This window comes from Micromonospora cathayae (genome assembly GCF_028993575.1).
GTDB lineage: Bacteria > Actinomycetota > Actinomycetes > Mycobacteriales > Micromonosporaceae > Micromonospora > Micromonospora cathayae.
Genome location: NZ_CP118615.1, coordinates 3,120,346 through 3,136,452, shown reverse-complemented (window position 1 = coordinate 3,136,452; position 16,107 = coordinate 3,120,346). Strand labels below are relative to the sequence as shown.

Here is a 16,107-nt window from a genome sequence, read left to right as displayed (position 1 = left end):
TCAGGACCTCCCCGGTACGCGTCGACGCCACCACGGCCGACGGCCGGCGTCCCGGTCGCGCATCACCCACCGTTGCAGCAGGGTCATCGCGATGATGATCAGGAAGAGCACGAACGAGATGGCCGCCCCGGAGCCGTAGTCGAAGTCCCGGAACGCGGTCCGGTACGACAGGTAGGCCGGGGTGAGGGTGGTCTTGGCCGGGTCGCCCTGGCTCATCACGTACACCTGGTCGAAGACCTGCCAGGTGCCGATCAGGCCGAGGGTGACCACCAGGAAGGTGGTGGGTTTCAGCAGCGGCAGCGTGACGTACCGGAACCGCTGCCAGCGGCTGGCCCCGTCCAGGGTGCTCGCCTCGTCCAGCGCGGCCGGGACGTTCTGGAGCGCGGCCAGGTACATCAGCATGAACGTGCCGGACGTGGTCCAGACCACCAGCGTGATGATCGAGACCATCGCCACGCTGGGCCCGGAGAGCCAGTCCCACCAGGTCAGGCCGAACGGCCCGCCGCCGGTGAGGGCGGCCGGCGGCTGGTCCACGCCGACCGTGCCGAGCAGGATGTGCAGCACCCCCCGGGCGTCGGCGAACCACTGCGGCCCGTCGATGCCGACCAGGGCCAGCAGCCCGTTGACCGCCCCGGAGTTGGCGAACAGGAACAGGAACACCACGCTGATCGCGACCGAGCTGGTGACCGAGGGGAAGTAGAACGCCGACCGGAAGAACGCCTTGCCCTTCAGCATCCGGTTGTTCACGACCAGGGCCAGGCCGAGCGCCAGCGCGGTCTGCGCCGGGACGACGATCGCCACGTAGTACAGGTTGTTCCGGACACTGGTCATGAAGTCCCGGCGGGCCAGCCCCTCCTCGGTGAACAGCCGGGTGTAGTTGTCGGCGCCCACCACCGGCACGTCCCCGGTGAACGGGCTGCCCTGGCCGTTCCAGCCGGTCAGGCTCACCCAGAACGCCATCAGGATCGGCAGCAGCAGGAACAGCCCGAGGATCAGCACCACCGGGGCCACGAAGAGCCAGCCCGCGAGGTTCTCGTTGCCGCGTACGCCGCCGCGTCGCCGTCGTGCTGGCGGTACGGCCGGGGTGGCCGGTGCGGCCAGCGCGTCGATCGCCATTCGTCGTCCTCCCTCCCTCGACGGGCGGGGTGTCGGGGAGGGGCCGGTTCCCCCGGCCGGCCCCTCACCGCACCTCAGCTGCCGCCGAGCGCCGCCTTGGCGTTCTGGTCGAAGCGGGCGAGGACGGCCTTCGGGTCGCCGGTGGCGAGGGTGTTCAGGCCGGTGTCGAGGTCCTTCAGGACGCTGTCCATCTTGGGGGCGTTCACCGGGCCCTGCGCGTACTCGGCGCCCTCGATGAACGGCCGGTCGGCCGGGAACTGCTGGGTGTACTGGTCGCGGACCGACTGCCGGGACGGCATGACGCCGAACGCGGTGGCGAAGGTCATCTGCTGCGCGCCCGAGGTCATCGCCTCGACGAACGAGATGGCCTGCTCCTTGTGCTTGCTCTTGGCGGCGATCCCCCAGCACTGGGTGAAGGAGAGCGTGCCCTTGCCCTTCGGCCCGGCCGGCAGCGGCACGACCTTGTACTTGACGTTCGGGAAGTCGTTCTGCAGGGCCCCCTTGATCCAGTTGCCCTCGATGGTCATGACCGCCTTGCCCTTGCCGAACGCCTCGCCGCCCCAGCCGGCGTCGAGCTGCTTCGGGTACCGGGCCAGCCCTTCGGCCAGCAGCGACTTGACGTAGGTCAGCGCCTGCACGTTCTCCGGGGTGTCGCCGGTGGCCTGCTTGCCGTCCGGGCTGGTCAGCCAGCCACCGGCCTGGACCAGGAACGCGCCGATCCGGTCCCGGGTGTCGGCGATCGCCAGCGGGGTCTGGCCGGCGGCCTTGAGCTTGCGGGCGGTGGCGGTGAGCTGGTCCCAGGTGGTCGGGACGTCGGCGTCGGTCAGTCCGGCCCTGGTCCACAGGTCGGTGTTGATCTGGAGGGCCAGGGTGGAGAAGTCCTTCGGGGCGCAGTACAGCTTGCCGTCGTAGGTGAAGGTCTGCCGCAGGCTCTCGTAGAAGTCCCCCGAGTCGGAGATCTTGTCCCCGTACGGTTCGAGGGCCCCGACGCTGGCGTAGTCGGCGAACCGGCTGGCGTCGACGTAGAAGACGTCCGGCGGGGTGCCGCCGGCGAGCGCCTGGCCGAGCTGCTGGGCGAGGTCCTGGGCGGGGGTGACGGTGGCGGTGTTGCCGCTCTCGCCGGCCCACTTCGCGGCGGCGTCCCGCACCGCCTTGGTCTCGGCCTCGCCGGAGGAGCCGATGAGGATCTCCAGCTTGGCCGGTCCGCTGGACGCCTGGGGCTCGTCGCCGGAGTCGTCGAAGCCGCTGCCGCAGGCGGCCGAGCCGAGCAGGGCGGCGGCGGTCAGGCCGGCCACCGCCACCCGGCGGAATGTTCGAGGGGCCATCGTTTCTCTCCTGGTGGGGATGTTGGTTGGGGGAAGGGGGTCAGGCGGTCTGCCGGAGCACCAGGTGGGGCTTCAGCAGGACCTGGGACGGGTTCGGTCGGGGGGTGCCGTCGAGCAGCCCGGTGAGCAGTTCCACGCAGCGCACCGCGGCCTCCCGCAGCGGCTGGCGGACGCTGGTCAACCCGACCGCCGCGGCGACCGGGGTGTCGTCGAAGCCGATCACCGGGATCGTCGGGTCGGCGGCCCGGACGGCCTGGAGCGCGCCGAGGGCCAGCGAGTCGCTGGCGCAGAGCAGGGCGGTGGGCGGGGCGGGCGCGGTGAGCAGCTCGCGGGTGACCTGCTCGCCCTGGGGGATGCCGTCCTCGGTGTGCCGGTCCAGGTCGGTCGGGTCGAGGCCGGCGGCGCGCAGGGTGTGGTACCAGCCGAGCCGGCGGTCGTCGCCGACCCCGGAGCCGGTCGGCCAGCCGACGAAACCGATCCGGCGGTGGCCGGTGGCGAGCAGCCGCCGGGTGGCCTGGGCGGTGCCGTCGGCGCCGTCCACGTCGACCCACGGGTGTGCCGCCGGGTCGTCCCACGGCCGGCCGAAGGTCACGAACGGTACGCCCCGGTCGGCCAGCCACGCGGTACGCGGGTCGCCCCGGGTGGTGCTGGTCAGCACGAAGGCGTCCAGTTCGTACGCGCCGAGCAGGTCGTCGTACTCGCGGATCTCCTGCTCGTCGTCGGCGGCGGTGTAGAGCAGCACCCGGTAGCCGGCGGTGCCGGCGGTCTCGGAGAGGCCGTGCAGGAACTGGTCGAGCACCGCGCCGTTGATGCCGTCGCGGGTGGGTTCGATGCGGACCGCGATCAGCCGGGACCGGCCGGTACGCATCTGCCGGGCGGCCTGGTTGGTCCGGTAGCCGAGGGTGGTGATCGCCTCCTGCACCCGCTGCCGGGTCTCCTCGCGGACGATGTGCGGGGCGTTGAGCACGTTGGAGACGGTCTGGCGGCTGACCCCGGCCTGCCGGGCCACCGTCGCGATGGTCACCTTTTGTGGCACGAAATCCCTCTCGCCGTCTTGAACGTTCCAAACTGGATAGGGCAGGATTGGATCGTTCAAGTTTCTGGAATGTTTCGCACTTTGGCACCCCCCGGAACGATCTGTCAAGAGATCCGATCCGCCGACGTACCTGGGAGTTCCCCCGTGACCGAACGGCACCTGCAACCCCTGCTGCACGAGCTGGTCGGGGTCGTCCTCGCCCCCACCAGCGCGCTCGGCGACGCGGCCGGGCAGATCCGACCGATCGGCGTCCAGGGGGTCTTCCACGCCGACGCCCGGGTGCTCTCCCGGGCCGAGCTGCGCGTCGACGGCCACGAGCCGGAAGGGCTGACCGCCGGCCCGGACGGCCCGCACGGGGCCCGTTTCGTCAGCCTGGCCCGCCGGCTCGGTGACCCGCACCCCGACCCGACCGTCCGGATCGACCGGGTCCGCCGGCTCACCCCCGACGGCCTGGTCGAGGAACTGCACGTGGTCTCCACCGCCACGGTCGGCGTCCGGGCCACGGTCAGCGTCGACCTCGGCTGCGACCTCGCCCCGATCGAGGTGGTCAAGTCCGGCGACAGCCGCCCGGCACTACCCGCCCGGGTCGGCCCGGACGGCCGGCTGCGCTGGTCCGGCGACGGCATCACCGTCACCGTGCACGCCGAGGACGCCACCGTGCACACCGGGCCGGCCGCCACCGCGCCCCGGCTGGCCTGGCCGGTCGAGCTGCCACCCGGCGGGGGCGGCGTCGTGCTGCGCTGGCGGCTGACCGTCACCGACCCGCACGCCGTGGTGGTCACCCCGCCCGACGGCCCCGGCTGGTCCCGCCCCGAGGTACGCGCCGACGACCGTCGCCTGGTCCGGCTCCTCGACCGGTCCCTGGCCGACCTGCACGCGCTACGGCTCGCCGAACCGGCCCATCCCACCGACGTGTTCCTCGGCGCGGGGGTGCCCTGGTTCCTCACCCTGTTCGGCCGGGACAGCCTCTGGGCCGCCCGGATGCTGCTCCCGCTCGGCACCGACCTGGCCGCCGGCACGCTGCGGGTGCTGGCCCGCCGGCAGGGCACCCGGGTCGACCCGACCACCGGCGAGGCCCCCGGCAAGATCCTGCACGAGCTGCGCCGGCACGAGTTCACCCTCGCCGACGACGGCCTGCGGCTCCCGCCGGTCTACTTCGGCACGGTCGACGCCACCATGCTCTGGGTCAACCTGCTGCACGACGCGTGGCGCTGGGGGCTGCCGGCCGACCAGGTCGAGCCACTGCTGCCGTACCTGGAGGCCGCGCTGGGATGGCTGCGCGAGCACGCCGACGCCGACGGCGACGGGCTCGTCGAGTACGTCGACACCACCGGTCACGGGCTGGCCAACCAGGGCTGGAAGGACTCCGGTGACGCGGTGCGGTTCGCCGACGGCACCATCGCGCAGTCCCCGATCGTGCTGGCCGAGGTGCAGGGGTACGCCCACCAGGCGGCGGTGAACGGGGCGGCCCTGCTCGACGCGTTCGACCGGCCCGGCGGCGACGCCTGGCGGGCGTACGCCCGGCAACTCGCCGACCGGTTCCGGGCCACCTTCTGGGTCGACGGCGCGTACGGGCCGCAGCCCGCCCTCGCCCTGGACCGGGACAAGCGCCCGGTCGACTCGCTGACCAGCAACATCGGCCACCTGCTCGGCACCGGCCTGCTGAACGTCGCCGAGGAGACCCAGGTGGCGCAGCTGCTCGCCACCGAGGCGATGACCGGCGGCTTCGGGCTGCGCACCATGTCCCGCACCGACGGCGGGTACAGCCCACTGTCGTACCACTGCGGTTCGGTCTGGACGCACGACACCGCGATCGTGCTCGGCGGGCTGGCCCGGGCCGGCTTCCGCGACACCGCGCTCACCCTCGCCGAAGGGCTGCTCCGGGCCGCCGAGGCGTTCGACTACCGGCTACCGGAGCTGTACGGCGGCGACGACCGGGACGCCCTGGGCCGTCCGGTGCCGTACCCGGCCGCGTGCCGGCCCCAGGCGTGGTCGGCGGCCGGGGCGGTGCTGCTGCTCCAGGCGGCCACCGGCCTCTACCCGGACGTTCCCGCCGGGACGGTCCGGCTCGCCCCGCTGGCCGGAGCCGACCTCGGCGCGGTGTCGGCGTCCGGGCTGCGGATCGCGGACACCGCGACCGACGTCACGGTGGACCGGACCGGGGCGGTCACCGTCGACGGGCTGCCGGCCGGGCTCCGCCTCACCGGCCGGACCGTTCCCGCGCCCCGTCCCGGGACCGACGCCCTGCCGGCGGTACCCGGAGGCGGTGGCGCGCCGACCGGGGTCCGCTGAGCGGATCGGCGCGCCGGCCGGGGCCGGGGGCCCGGCACCAGCCACGGGGTCGGGCAGGTCAGGCGGCCCCGCCTCGCGGGGCGGCGAGTTCGACCACGATCTCGTCGCCCTCGGTGGCACCGGTCGGCACGAAGCCGAGGCCGGCGTAGAGCCGGGCGGCGGCGGTGTTGCCGGGGTGGTACGACAGCCGCACCGGGGCACCCCCACCCTGGTCGGCGAGCCAGCCGGCCAGCGTCGCCACGGCGGCCGCGCCGACGCCCCGGCCCTGCTCGGCCGCGTCGACGATCATCCCGCCGATCCATCGCGAACCGTCGTCGTCCACCCCCCACATCACGTGCCCGGCGACGGTCCCGTCCGCGTACACGGCCAGCGAGGACCACACCTCGGAACGCGTGGTCAGCAGCAGGTACCGGGCCGCCAGCGCGGGCACCCAGTCACGCTGGTCGTCGCGTGGGGCGACGTCCGCCACCGCCCGCCAGTTGTCGTCGTCCACCGGACGCAGGGTCACCCGGCGGCCGAGCCGGTCCCGCACGTCAGAGTCGATCACCCGGGCAGCCTAGGGGCGGCCCGGGGATCCGGCGACCCGATTAGGGCCGGTGTCGAGGTCCCTGGCCGGGACTCCGACAACCGCCCTAGTCCAGGAACGCGTCGAGGCCGACGGTCAGGCCGGGGTGCCGGCGGACCGCCCGGACTGCCAGCAGCACACCGGGCATGAAGGAGACCCGGTCGTACGAGTCGTGCCGGATGGTCAACGTCTCACCGGTGGCGCCGAACAGCACCTCCTGGTGGGCGACCAGGCCGGTGGCGCGGACCGCGTGCACGCGTACCCCGTCGACGTCGGCGCCGCGCGCGCCCGGCACCTCGCTGGTGGTGGCGTCCGGCGACGGCCCCAGGCCGGCGTCGGCGCGGGCCCGGGCGATCAACCGGGCGGTGTGGGTGGCGGTGCCGCTCGGCGCGTCGAGCTTGCCCGGGTGGTGCTGCTCGATGATCTCCACCGACTCGAAGTACCGGGCGGCCCTCGCGGCGAACTCCATCATCAGCACCGCGCCGAGGCCGAAGTTGGGCGCGACCAGCACCCCCACCCCGGGGCGCTCGCCCAGCCAGTCACGCACCTGCGCGAGCCGCTGCTCGGTGAAGCCGCTGGTGCCCACCACCGCGCTGATCCCGTGGTCGACACACCAGCGCAGGTTGTCCAGCACCACGTCCGGGGTGGTGAAGTCGACCACTACGTCGGCGGTCGCGGCGGCGGCGAGGTCGTCGCCCTGGTCGATCGCCGCCACCAGGTCCAGATCCTCGGCCGCGGCGACCGCCTTGCACACCTCGACGCCCATCCGGCCCCGGGCCCCCAGCACACCGACCCGGACCGGGCCGTCGGCCCGCTTCCCCTGCTCGTCACTCACGGGCACAACCTATCCCAGACCGGGCACGGTCCTCCGGCCGGAGCCGGGCCGGCCCAGCAGGTGAAACCTCAGCGGGCGAAGTCGTCCGCGCCGAACGGACCGACCACGGCCAGCGACATCGGCCGGGCCAACAGGTCGGCGGCGAGGGTGTTGACGTCGGCCACGGTGACCGCGTCGACCCGGGCCAGCAACTGGTCGACCGGCACCAGGTCGCCGTAGAGCAGCTCCCCCTTGGCCAGCCGGCTCATCCGCGAACCGGTGTCCTCCAGGCCGAGCACGAACGAACCCTTGCTCATGCCCTTGCCCCGGGCCACCTCGGCCTCGGTCAGCCCGTCCGCGGCCACCCGGGCCAGCTCGGCGCGGGTCAGTTCGAGCACCTCGTCCACCTTGCCCGGCGCACAGCCCGCGTAGACCGCGAACAGGCCGGAGTCGGCGTACTGGCTGGCGTACGAGTAGACCGAGTAGGCCAGGCCGCGCTGCTCCCGGATCTCCTGGAACAGCCGGGACGACATGCCGCCGCCGAGCACGTTGTTGAGCACCCCGAGGGCGAACCGCCGCTCGTCGAGCCGGTCGATGCCGGGGCAGCCGAGGATCACGTGCGCCTGCTCGGTCTCCTTCGACTCGACCAGGGTGGTGGCCGGCTTCGTCCGGACCGCCGGGGTGTTCGGGCGGTACGGTGCCGGCGACGCCGGGTCGGTGTCCAGCGGGCTGCCCTTCAGCGCCTGCCGGACCAGCTTCACCACGGTCGCGTGGTCCAGGTTCCCGGCGGCGGCGATCACGATCTGCGGCGGGACGTACCGCTTCCGGTAGAAGCCCTGGATCTGCCGGCGGGTCATCGGCGTCACCGTCTCCTCGGTACCGGAGATCAGCCGGCCGAGCGGGTGGTCGCCGTAGACGGCCCGGGCGAACAGGTCGTGCACCTCGTCGCCGGGTTCGTCGTCGTGCATGGCGATCTCTTCGAGGATCACCCCGCGTTCGGTCTCCACGTCCGCCGCCTCGATCAGCGAGTCGGCGACCAGGTCGCACATCACGTCGATGGCCAGCGGGAGGTCCTGGTCCAGTACCCGGGCGTAGTAGCAGGTGTACTCCTTGGTGGTGAACGCGTTCGTCTCACCACCGACCGCCTCGATCTGGGCGGAGATGTCCAGCGCGGTGCGCTTGTGGGTGCCCTTGAAGAGCAGGTGTTCCAGGAAGTGCGCGGCCCCGGCCTGCGGGCCGGTCTCGTCCCGGGAGCCGACCGCCACCCAGACGCCGAACGAGACGCTGCGCATCGCCGGGATCGCCTCGGTCAGCACGCGCAGCCCGCTCGGCAGCACGGTACGACGCACCGTCCCGCCCAGCGGGTCGTCGCTCAGCGTCCGGGTCACCGCCCGGGCGGCGGTCGGTCGGCCGGGCTGCTCGGCCCCGGCGGCGCGGGCCCGGTGACCCGGGCGTCCCTCGGTGAACACTGCGTGGTCGACCCGACTCACCGGTACCTGGCTCCTGACTGGACGGGGTGGAGATGGTGCCCGCCGACGGACCAGCCCGGCTCGGACGAGCCGGGCTGGTCGACGGGTACGGTCAGCCGCGCCGGTGGCGCGCTGACGGGCCCGGTGCGCGGCCGGTGGCACCGACCGCGCCGGGACTGGCTGTGCCGGACCGGCGCGAACCAGCCGCGCCGGGTCCGGCGGGGACTAGCTGTGCCGGGTCCGGCGGCGCGGGCGGGACTCGCCGCCCTCGCCACCCTCACGACGCGGGCGCTCGCCGCCCTCGCCGCCCTCGCTCCGGGCCGGGCGCTCGCCCCGGTCGCCGCGCGGGCCCCGGTCGCCCCGGTCCCGACCGGCCGGCCGGTCGCCGCCCTCGGCGGGAGCGGCGGCCGGCGCCTCCGCGCCCTCCGGCCGGACCTTGTCCAGGTAGATCTTGCCGCGGGCGTCGATGTCCGCGATCTCCACCTCGACCTTGTCGCCGACGTTGAGGAAGTCCTCGACCTTCTCCACCCGCTTGCCGTCGCCCACCTTGGAGATGTGCAGCAGGCCGTCCCGGCCGGGCAGCAGCGACACGAACGCCCCGAACGCGGCGGTCTTGACCACGGTGCCGAGGAACTTGTCGCCGGCCTTCGGCATGGTCGGGTTGGCGATCGCGTTGATCCGCTCCACCGCCGCCTCGGCCGAGGGGCCGTTGGTCGCGCCGACGTAGATGGTGCCGTCGTCCTCGATGGAGATCTCGGCGCCGGTCTCGTCCTGGATGGCGTTGATGGTCTGGCCCTTCGGGCCGATCACCATGCCGATCTTGTCGACCGGGATCTTGACCGTGGTGACCCGCGGCGCGTAGTCGCTCATCGTGGCCGGAGCCTCGATCGCCGCCTGCATCACGTCCAGGATGGTCTGCCGGGCCTCGTGCGCCTGCTGGAGCGCGGCGGCCAGCACGTCCGACGGGATGCCGTCGAGCTTGGTGTCGAGCTGGAGCGCGGTGACGAACTCCCGGGTGCCGGCGACCTTGAAGTCCATGTCACCGAACGCGTCCTCGGCACCGAGGATGTCGGTCAGCGTGACGTACTCGGTCTTGCCGTCCACCTCGTCGGAGATGAGGCCCATGGCGATGCCGGCGACCGGGGCCTTCAGCGGCACACCGGCCGAGAGCAGGCCCAGGGTGGAGGCGCAGACCGACCCCATCGAGGTGGAGCCGTTCGAGCCGAGCGCCTCGGAGACCTGCCGGATCGCGTACGGGAACTCCTCACGCGACGGCAGCACCGGGATCAGCGCCCGCTCGGCGAGCGCGCCGTGGCCGATCTCCCGCCGCTTCGGCGAACCGACCCGACCGGTCTCACCGGTCGAGTACGGCGGGAAGTTGTAGTTGTGCATGTAGCGCTTGCGGGTCTCCGGCGCGAGCGTGTCCAGCATCTGCTCCATGCGGAGCATGTTCAGGGTGGTGACGCCGAGGATCTGCGTCTCGCCCCGCTCGAACAGCGCCGAGCCGTGCACCCGGGGCAGCACCCCGACCTCGGCGGTCAGCGGCCGGATGTCGCGCGGCCCCCGGCCGTCCATCCGGACCTGCTCACGCAGCACCCGGTTGCGGACCTCGGACTTGCTCAGCGAGCGGAAGGCGGCGCTGAGCTCCTTCTCCCGGCCCTCGAAACGCGGGCCCAGCTCCTCGACGACCTTGGCCTTGACCCGGTCCAGGGCCTCCTCGCGGTCCGCCTTGCCGGCGATCTTGAGGGCCTCGGCGACCTCGCCCCGGGCCAGCTCGGCCACCGCGTCGAAGACGTCGGACTGGTAGTCCAGGAAGGTGGGGAACTCGGTGACCGGCTTGGCGGCCACCTCGGCCAGCTCGCTCTGCGCCCGGCACAGCTCGCGGATCGCCGGCTTGGCGGCCTCCAGGCCGCTCGCCACGACCTCCTCGGTCGGGGCCGGCGCGCCCCCGGCGACCAGCGCCACGGTGTGCTCGGTGGCCTCGGCCTCGACCATCATGATCGCCACGTCGCCGTCCGGCAGCGCGCGACCGGCCACCACCATGTCGAAGGTGGCCCGGCCCAGCTCGTCGCGGGTCGGGAAGGCCACCCACTGGCCGTCCACGTGCGCCATCCGGGTCGCCCCGATCGGGCCGGAGAACGGCAGGCCGGAGAGCTTGGTCGACATCGAGGCGGCGTTGATCGCCACCACGTCGTACGGGTGCTGCGGGTCGAGCGCGAGGACGGTCTCGACGACCTGGACCTCGTTGCGCAGGCCCTTGACGAACGACGGGCGCAGCGGCCGGTCGATCAGCCGGCAGGTGAGGATGGCGTCCTCGCTGGGCCGGCCCTCGCGGCGGAAGAACGAGCCGGGGATCCGGCCCGCGGCGTACATCCGCTCCTCGACGTCCACGGTCAGCGGGAAGAAGTCGAACTGCTCCTTCGGGTGCTTGCCGGCCGTGGTGGCGGAGAGGACGACCGTCTCGCCGAGCTGGGCGATGACGGAACCGGCGGCCTGGCGGGCCAGCCGGCCGGTGGAGAAGGTGACCTCACGGGTGCCGAAGGCCCCGTTGTCGATCACGGCGGTACGGGATTCGGTGCCGAGTCGGTTCTCGGTCATGGGTGAGTCGTGCTCCTTACGTCGGGGGCCCGCGACGCTCGGGAGCTGCTCAGACGGCCGGTCTTCGATCGAAGCGCCCGGGGTGCCGGCGGATGCCGGGGCTCCCGGAGGCCACTACCGGAGACCGGTACGCTGACCGGCTCCCGTCTAGGGTGGTCGCGCGGCCCTTGGTTGGTGTTCGGGTGGGGACGCCGATCGGGGGAGTGACCTCGGTCGGTCACTCCCCCGTCACGTCACCGGCGCAGGCCGAGCCGCTCGATGAGCGACCGGTAGCGGTTGATGTCCTTCTTCTGGACGTAGTTGAGCAGCCGACGGCGACGGCCGACCAGCAGCAGCAGCCCACGGCGGCTGTGGTGGTCGTGCTTGTGCACCTTCAGGTGCTCGGTGAGCTCGGCGATCCGCTTGGTGAGCACGGCCACCTGCACCTCGGGGGAACCGGTGTCACCCTCGGCGGTGGCGTACTCCGCGCGGATCTTGGCCTTGGCTTCCTGGTCGAGCGCCATTTTCTCCCTGTTTCGATGGGTTGAGTCAGTGGGCGTCGCATCCGGGTCCGGCAGAGCGGACTCCGGACGAACCTCGCACCCGCGGCGTCGAGCAGGCACGCGAGGCCCCGCGTCGGTTGACCGACGTCCCCGCCAGATTACCAGCCCCTCCGGAAAGCGCTCGACCAAGGGGCCGCCAGCGGCGCAAACGCCTCAGCCGAGCGCCGTCCGGGTCCGCTCGACGTCCTCGTTCATCTGGGCGATCAACGGCTCGATCGAGTCGTACCGGCGCTGCTCACGCAGGTGCGCCACGAAGTCCAGGGCGAGCCGCTCACCGTACAGGTCGCCGGTGAAGTCCAGCACGTACGCCTCGACCCGGCGTTCCCGGCCGGAGAAGGTCGGGTTGGTGCCGATGGAGACCGCGGCGGCCAACGGCTCGGGGTGGCCGCGCCGGACCAGCCGGGCGGCGTAGATGCCGTCGGCGGGCACCGCCGCGTACCGGTGGCCGAGCAGGTTGGCGGTGGGGAAGCCCAGCTCGCGGCCCCGCTGGTCGCCCCGGACCACGACCCCCTCCAACCGGTGCGGCCGGCCCAGGGCCGCCGCGGCGGCGCTGACGTCACCGGCGTCCACGCAGGCCCGGATGTACGTCGAGGAGAAGACCGTGCCGTCCGAGGCGACCAGCGGCGCGCCCTCCACCGCGAAGCCGAAGGTCCGGCCGAGGCGCTCCAGCAGCGCCACGTCGCCGGCCGCCCGGTGCCCGAAGCGGAAGTTCTCGCCGACCACCACCAGCGCCGCGTGCAGGTGCTCGACCAGGATGTCGTGCACGAACGCCTCGGCCGGCAGCCGGGAGAACTCGGGGGTGAAGGGCACCACGCAGAGCACGTCCACCCCGAGCGCCTCGATCAGCTCGGCCTTGCGGGCCGGCTCGGTGAGCACCGCCGGGTGCGAGCCGGGGCGGACCACCTCGGCCGGGTGCGGGTCGAAGGTCACCACCACCGACCGGACGCCGAGTTCCCGGGCCCGCGCCACCGCGTGCCCGATGGTGGCCTGGTGACCCCGGTGCACGCCGTCGAAGACCCCGATGGTGACCACCGACCGTCCCCATCCACCGGGTACCGCCTCGTACCCCCGCCAGCGCTGCATCGCTCTCCTCCCCTGGTCCCACGCCGTCGGGACCACCACCGACGGCGGTCGTACCGGCCCTGGTGTCGCCCGCCGCGCTCAGGCCGGGGCGAGCACGATCTCCGCGCGGGCCCGGCCCTCCCGCTCGCTGACGATAGCGACCAGCCCGCCGGACGGATCGAACACCGCGTACGGGCCGGTGATGCCGGCCGGGCCGAGCGGGCCACCGTGGGACAGCGTCCGCGCCTCGTCGGCGCTGGCCTCCCGCCGGGGGAAGAACCGGTCGGCCGCCGCCGCGAGCGGCAGGCCGACCACGTCGGGGGCCCGCTCCTCCAGCCCGGCCAGGGTGACCGACTCGGCCAGGGTGAAACCGCCCACCGCGGTACGGCGCAGCGCGGTGAGGTGCCCGCCGACGCCCAGCGCGCGGCCGACGTCCCGGGCGATGGCCCGGATGTACGTGCCGGAGGAGCAGGTCACGTCCACGTCCAGGTCCACCACGTCCGGCGTGTCCGGTACGTCCCGCCGCACGGCCAGCAGCGCCAGCCGGGACACGGTGACCCGGCGGGCGGCCAGCTCGACCGTCTCGCCGTCCCGGACCCGCTTGTACGCCCGCTGCCCGTTGATCTTGATGGCGCTGACCGCGCTCGGCACCTGGTCGATCTCGCCGGTCAGCGCGGACAGGGCGGCGCGGATCGCCTCGTCGTCCGCCCCACCGGCCGGGACGGCGGCGGTCACCTCGCCCTCGGCGTCGTCGGTGACCGTCGTCTGGCCGAGGCGGATGGTGGCCGTGTAGCTCTTCCCCGCGCCGATCACGTACGTCAGCAGCCGGGTGGCCCGGCCGACCCCGATGACCAGCACCCCGGTGGCCATCGGGTCGAGGGTTCCGCCGTGCCCCACCCGCCGGGTACGCGCCAGCCGGCGGATCCGGGCCACCACGTCGTGTGACGTCATGCCCCCGGGCTTGTCGACCACGATCAGACCGTCTGTGCTCACGTCGGCCAAGCCTGCCAGACGCCCCGGGACACCCCCGCGCCACCCACCGGGCACCACCGCGGTCACGGATTCGGGACGGAGCCGTGTCGCACCGTACCGGCCGGGCCGGCGCGCCGTAAACGGACAGCGCACACCGGGGTGGTGGTGTCAGAATCAGCCGCGCCCGGTCCGGGACGGATCGGCCGGTCACGAAGGAGACCCATGCCCACCGAGCCCGGTGCGAACGCCGGCACCACCACCCACCGGCCGCCGGACCGGGCCGCGCCCCGCCCCGCCGGGCCGCACCAGGCCGGCCGCCGCCCCGCCGGGCCGGACCAGGCCGCGCAGCGGCCGACCCTGCCGGACTGGATGCTCAACCCGCCGCCACCCCGGGTCACCCTGGGCGACCGGATCACCGCGACCATGCTGCGGGTGCCGGGCGCGGTCGCGCTCCGGCAACGCTGGTGGGTCTGGCGGGACCGGCAGCGGCTGCACGAACGGTTCCCCCGCTCGTTCAAGATCGTGGCGTTCTTCCTGTCCTGGGGACTCGCCCTGTTCCTGCTGCTCACCGTGTACGCGCTGTTCAGCCTCGTCTGACCGGCGGGCGGAGGGGCCGGGTTGCGGGCCGGCGGGGTATCCGTGCGGGGCTACTGCCGCGCCCGCTCCCCCGGGCCGCCCGGTCGATCGCGGCGGTTCCGGGCCGCCCGGTCGATAGCGGCGGCGCTGCCGGCGGCGGTGCGGCGCGGGTGCCCGCGCTCAGCCGGGGCCGGTCACCGCCCAGCGGCCGCTGCGCAGCCGCAGCAGCAGGGCGACCAGGCGGATCGCCACGAACAGGGTGAGTCCCGCCCAGATCCCGCCGAGGCCCAGGTCGAACGCGTAGCTGAGCCAGACCGCCGGCAGGAAGCCGCCCAGGGCGGCGAGCACGGCGAGATTGCGCAGGTACCGAACGTCACCCGCGCCGATCAGCACCCCGTCGAGAGCGAACACCACCCCGCCGATCGGCTGGATCACCACGAACCACGGCCAGATCGCGGCGGCCTGCTCGCGTACCTGGGGATCGGAGCTGAACAGGGTGGGGACCAGGCCGGCGCCGACGGTGCTGAGCACGGCGAAGGCCAGGCCGCAGAGCCCACCGAGCAGCCCGAGCCGGCGGGCGAGCGCGCGGGCCCCGGCCGCGTCGCCGGCCCCGAGCGCCGCCCCCACCAGCGCCTGGGCGGCGATGGCGAGCGCGTCGAGCAGCAGCACGGTGAAGAACCAGAGCTGGACGACGATCTGGTGCGCGCCCACCGCGGCGACGCCGAACCGGGCGGCGACGGCGATCGCGGACAGGAAGCTGGCCTGGAAGGCGACGCCCCGGATCAGCAGGTCCCGGCCGAGCACCAACTGCTGGCGGATGACCTGGGGACGGGGCCGCAGGGCGACCCGTTCGGCGACCAGCGCGGCGACGAAGAGGCCACCGCCGAGGGTCTGCGCGAGGGCGTTCGCGACCGCGGAACCGACCAGGCCGAGCCCCGCCGGATAGACCAGCAGCGGACAGAGCAGCGCGGACAGCAGGTTGGGACCGAGGACGAACCACAGTGGCCGTCGGGTGTCCTGGATGCCGCGGAGCCAGCCGTTGCCCGCCGCAGCCAGCAGCAGGCCGGGCGCGCCGAGCACCGCGACCCGCAGCCACTGCGCGGCGGCGTCGGCCACCTCGCCGTCCGACCCGACGAGGGTACGCGCCAGCGGTCCCGCCGCGACCTGCATGGCGAGCGCCACGATCAGACCGACGGCTCCGGCGAGCCAGGACGCCTGGACGCCCTCGGCCACCGCCGCCGCCCGGTCACCGGCACCGAACCGACGGGCCGACCGACCGGTGGTGCCGTACGCGAGAACGGTGCCGAGCCAGGCGATCAGGGTGAGCACCGTCCCACCGACCGCGAGAGCGGCCAGCGGCAGCCCGCCGAGGTGGCCGACCACCACCGTGTCGACCAGCACGTAGAGCGGTTCGGCGGCGAGTACGACCAGGGCCGGCAGAGCCAGCCCGGCGATCCGGCGGGCCGACGTCACCGGTGGCCCGGCCACGGCGGAAGCTCCCATGGGCCCGATCCTGGCATGCGCCGCGTAACGCACGCAATCGCCGGCCGGTCCTTACGCCGGCACGTCGCCCGGCCACCAGGGCCTACGCGCTGGCCGCCGGGCAGGGCTGGGCACCGCCCGACCGGGGTGGGTTACTGGCGGGTGTCCATCGAGGTCTGCAGGGCGCGACGGGCCTGCTCGCGGGCCTCGTCGGTGGTCTCGGGCTTGGGCTTGCTCGGCATGGCTGATCCCTTCCAG

At 73.7% G+C, this 16,107-nt stretch carries 13 protein-coding genes; 2 read left to right on the top strand and 11 right to left on the bottom strand.

The window, feature by feature from the left end:
• The 3 genes from PVK37_RS14510 to PVK37_RS14500 all read right to left on the bottom strand — a co-directional run bounded on the left by PVK37_RS14510 (position 1) and on the right by PVK37_RS14500 (position 3,477).
• Complete coding sequence (locus PVK37_RS14510) at positions 1–1,116, bottom strand: carbohydrate ABC transporter permease (RefSeq protein WP_275034513.1); 1,116 nt, start codon at positions 1,114–1,116, stop codon at positions 1–3.
• 74 nt (positions 1,117–1,190) lie between these two features.
• Positions 1,191–2,441 (bottom strand): sugar ABC transporter substrate-binding protein, encoded by a 1,251-nt coding sequence (locus PVK37_RS14505; RefSeq protein WP_275034512.1) that lies wholly within the window; start codon positions 2,439–2,441, stop codon positions 1,191–1,193.
• A gap of 40 nt (positions 2,442–2,481) precedes the next feature.
• The gene (locus tag PVK37_RS14500) at positions 2,482–3,477 is read right to left on the bottom strand and encodes a LacI family DNA-binding transcriptional regulator (RefSeq protein WP_275034511.1); all 996 of its coding nucleotides are present in this window, start codon (positions 3,475–3,477) and stop codon (positions 2,482–2,484) included.
• Positions 3,478–3,621: 144 nt separating this feature from the next.
• On the opposite strand from PVK37_RS14500, the gene PVK37_RS14495 reads away from it, so the two are divergent.
• On the top strand, positions 3,622–5,769 hold the full coding sequence (locus PVK37_RS14495) for an amylo-alpha-1,6-glucosidase (protein WP_275034510.1): 2,148 nt from the start codon (positions 3,622–3,624) through the stop codon (positions 5,767–5,769).
• A gap of 58 nt (positions 5,770–5,827) precedes the next feature.
• On the opposite strand, the gene PVK37_RS14490 is transcribed toward PVK37_RS14495, so the two are convergent.
• The 7 genes from PVK37_RS14490 to truB all read right to left on the bottom strand — a co-directional run bounded on the left by PVK37_RS14490 (position 5,828) and on the right by truB (position 13,812).
• Positions 5,828–6,316 (bottom strand): GNAT family N-acetyltransferase, encoded by a 489-nt coding sequence (locus PVK37_RS14490; protein ID WP_275034509.1) that lies wholly within the window; start codon positions 6,314–6,316, stop codon positions 5,828–5,830.
• An 85-nt stretch (positions 6,317–6,401) separates the two neighbouring features.
• Complete coding sequence (gene dapB, locus PVK37_RS14485; RefSeq protein WP_275034508.1) at positions 6,402–7,169, bottom strand: 4-hydroxy-tetrahydrodipicolinate reductase; 768 nt, start codon at positions 7,167–7,169, stop codon at positions 6,402–6,404.
• Between the two features lie 68 nt (positions 7,170–7,237).
• A complete protein-coding gene (locus PVK37_RS14480; protein ID WP_275035114.1) occupies positions 7,238–8,536 on the bottom strand; it encodes a M16 family metallopeptidase in 1,299 nt (432 codons plus the stop codon).
• A 306-nt stretch (positions 8,537–8,842) separates the two neighbouring features.
• Complete coding sequence (locus PVK37_RS14475) at positions 8,843–11,215, bottom strand: polyribonucleotide nucleotidyltransferase (RefSeq protein ID WP_275034507.1); 2,373 nt, start codon at positions 11,213–11,215, stop codon at positions 8,843–8,845.
• A gap of 233 nt (positions 11,216–11,448) precedes the next feature.
• Positions 11,449–11,718: a 30S ribosomal protein S15 gene (rpsO, locus tag PVK37_RS14470; RefSeq protein ID WP_043962418.1), complete on the bottom strand. Its 270-nt coding sequence runs from the start codon at positions 11,716–11,718 to the stop codon at positions 11,449–11,451.
• A gap of 192 nt (positions 11,719–11,910) precedes the next feature.
• Positions 11,911–12,840 carry a bifunctional riboflavin kinase/FAD synthetase gene (locus PVK37_RS14465; RefSeq protein ID WP_275034505.1) on the bottom strand — a complete coding sequence of 310 codons (930 nt, stop codon included), beginning with the start codon at positions 12,838–12,840 and terminating at the stop codon, positions 11,911–11,913.
• A 78-nt stretch (positions 12,841–12,918) separates the two neighbouring features.
• Positions 12,919–13,812, bottom strand: coding sequence for a tRNA pseudouridine(55) synthase TruB (truB, locus tag PVK37_RS14460; protein ID WP_275034504.1), 894 nt, complete (start codon positions 13,810–13,812; stop codon positions 12,919–12,921).
• Between the two features lie 201 nt (positions 13,813–14,013).
• On the opposite strand from truB, the gene PVK37_RS14455 reads away from it, so the two are divergent.
• Positions 14,014–14,388, top strand: a complete 375-nt coding sequence (locus PVK37_RS14455; RefSeq protein ID WP_275034502.1) for a hypothetical protein — start codon at positions 14,014–14,016, stop codon at positions 14,386–14,388.
• Positions 14,389–14,547: 159 nt separating this feature from the next.
• Here PVK37_RS14455 and PVK37_RS14450 read toward each other — a convergent pair whose 3' ends face one another.
• On the bottom strand, positions 14,548–15,870 hold the full coding sequence (locus PVK37_RS14450; protein ID WP_275034501.1) for an MATE family efflux transporter: 1,323 nt from the start codon (positions 15,868–15,870) through the stop codon (positions 14,548–14,550).
• Positions 15,871–16,107 lie beyond the last annotated feature (237 nt).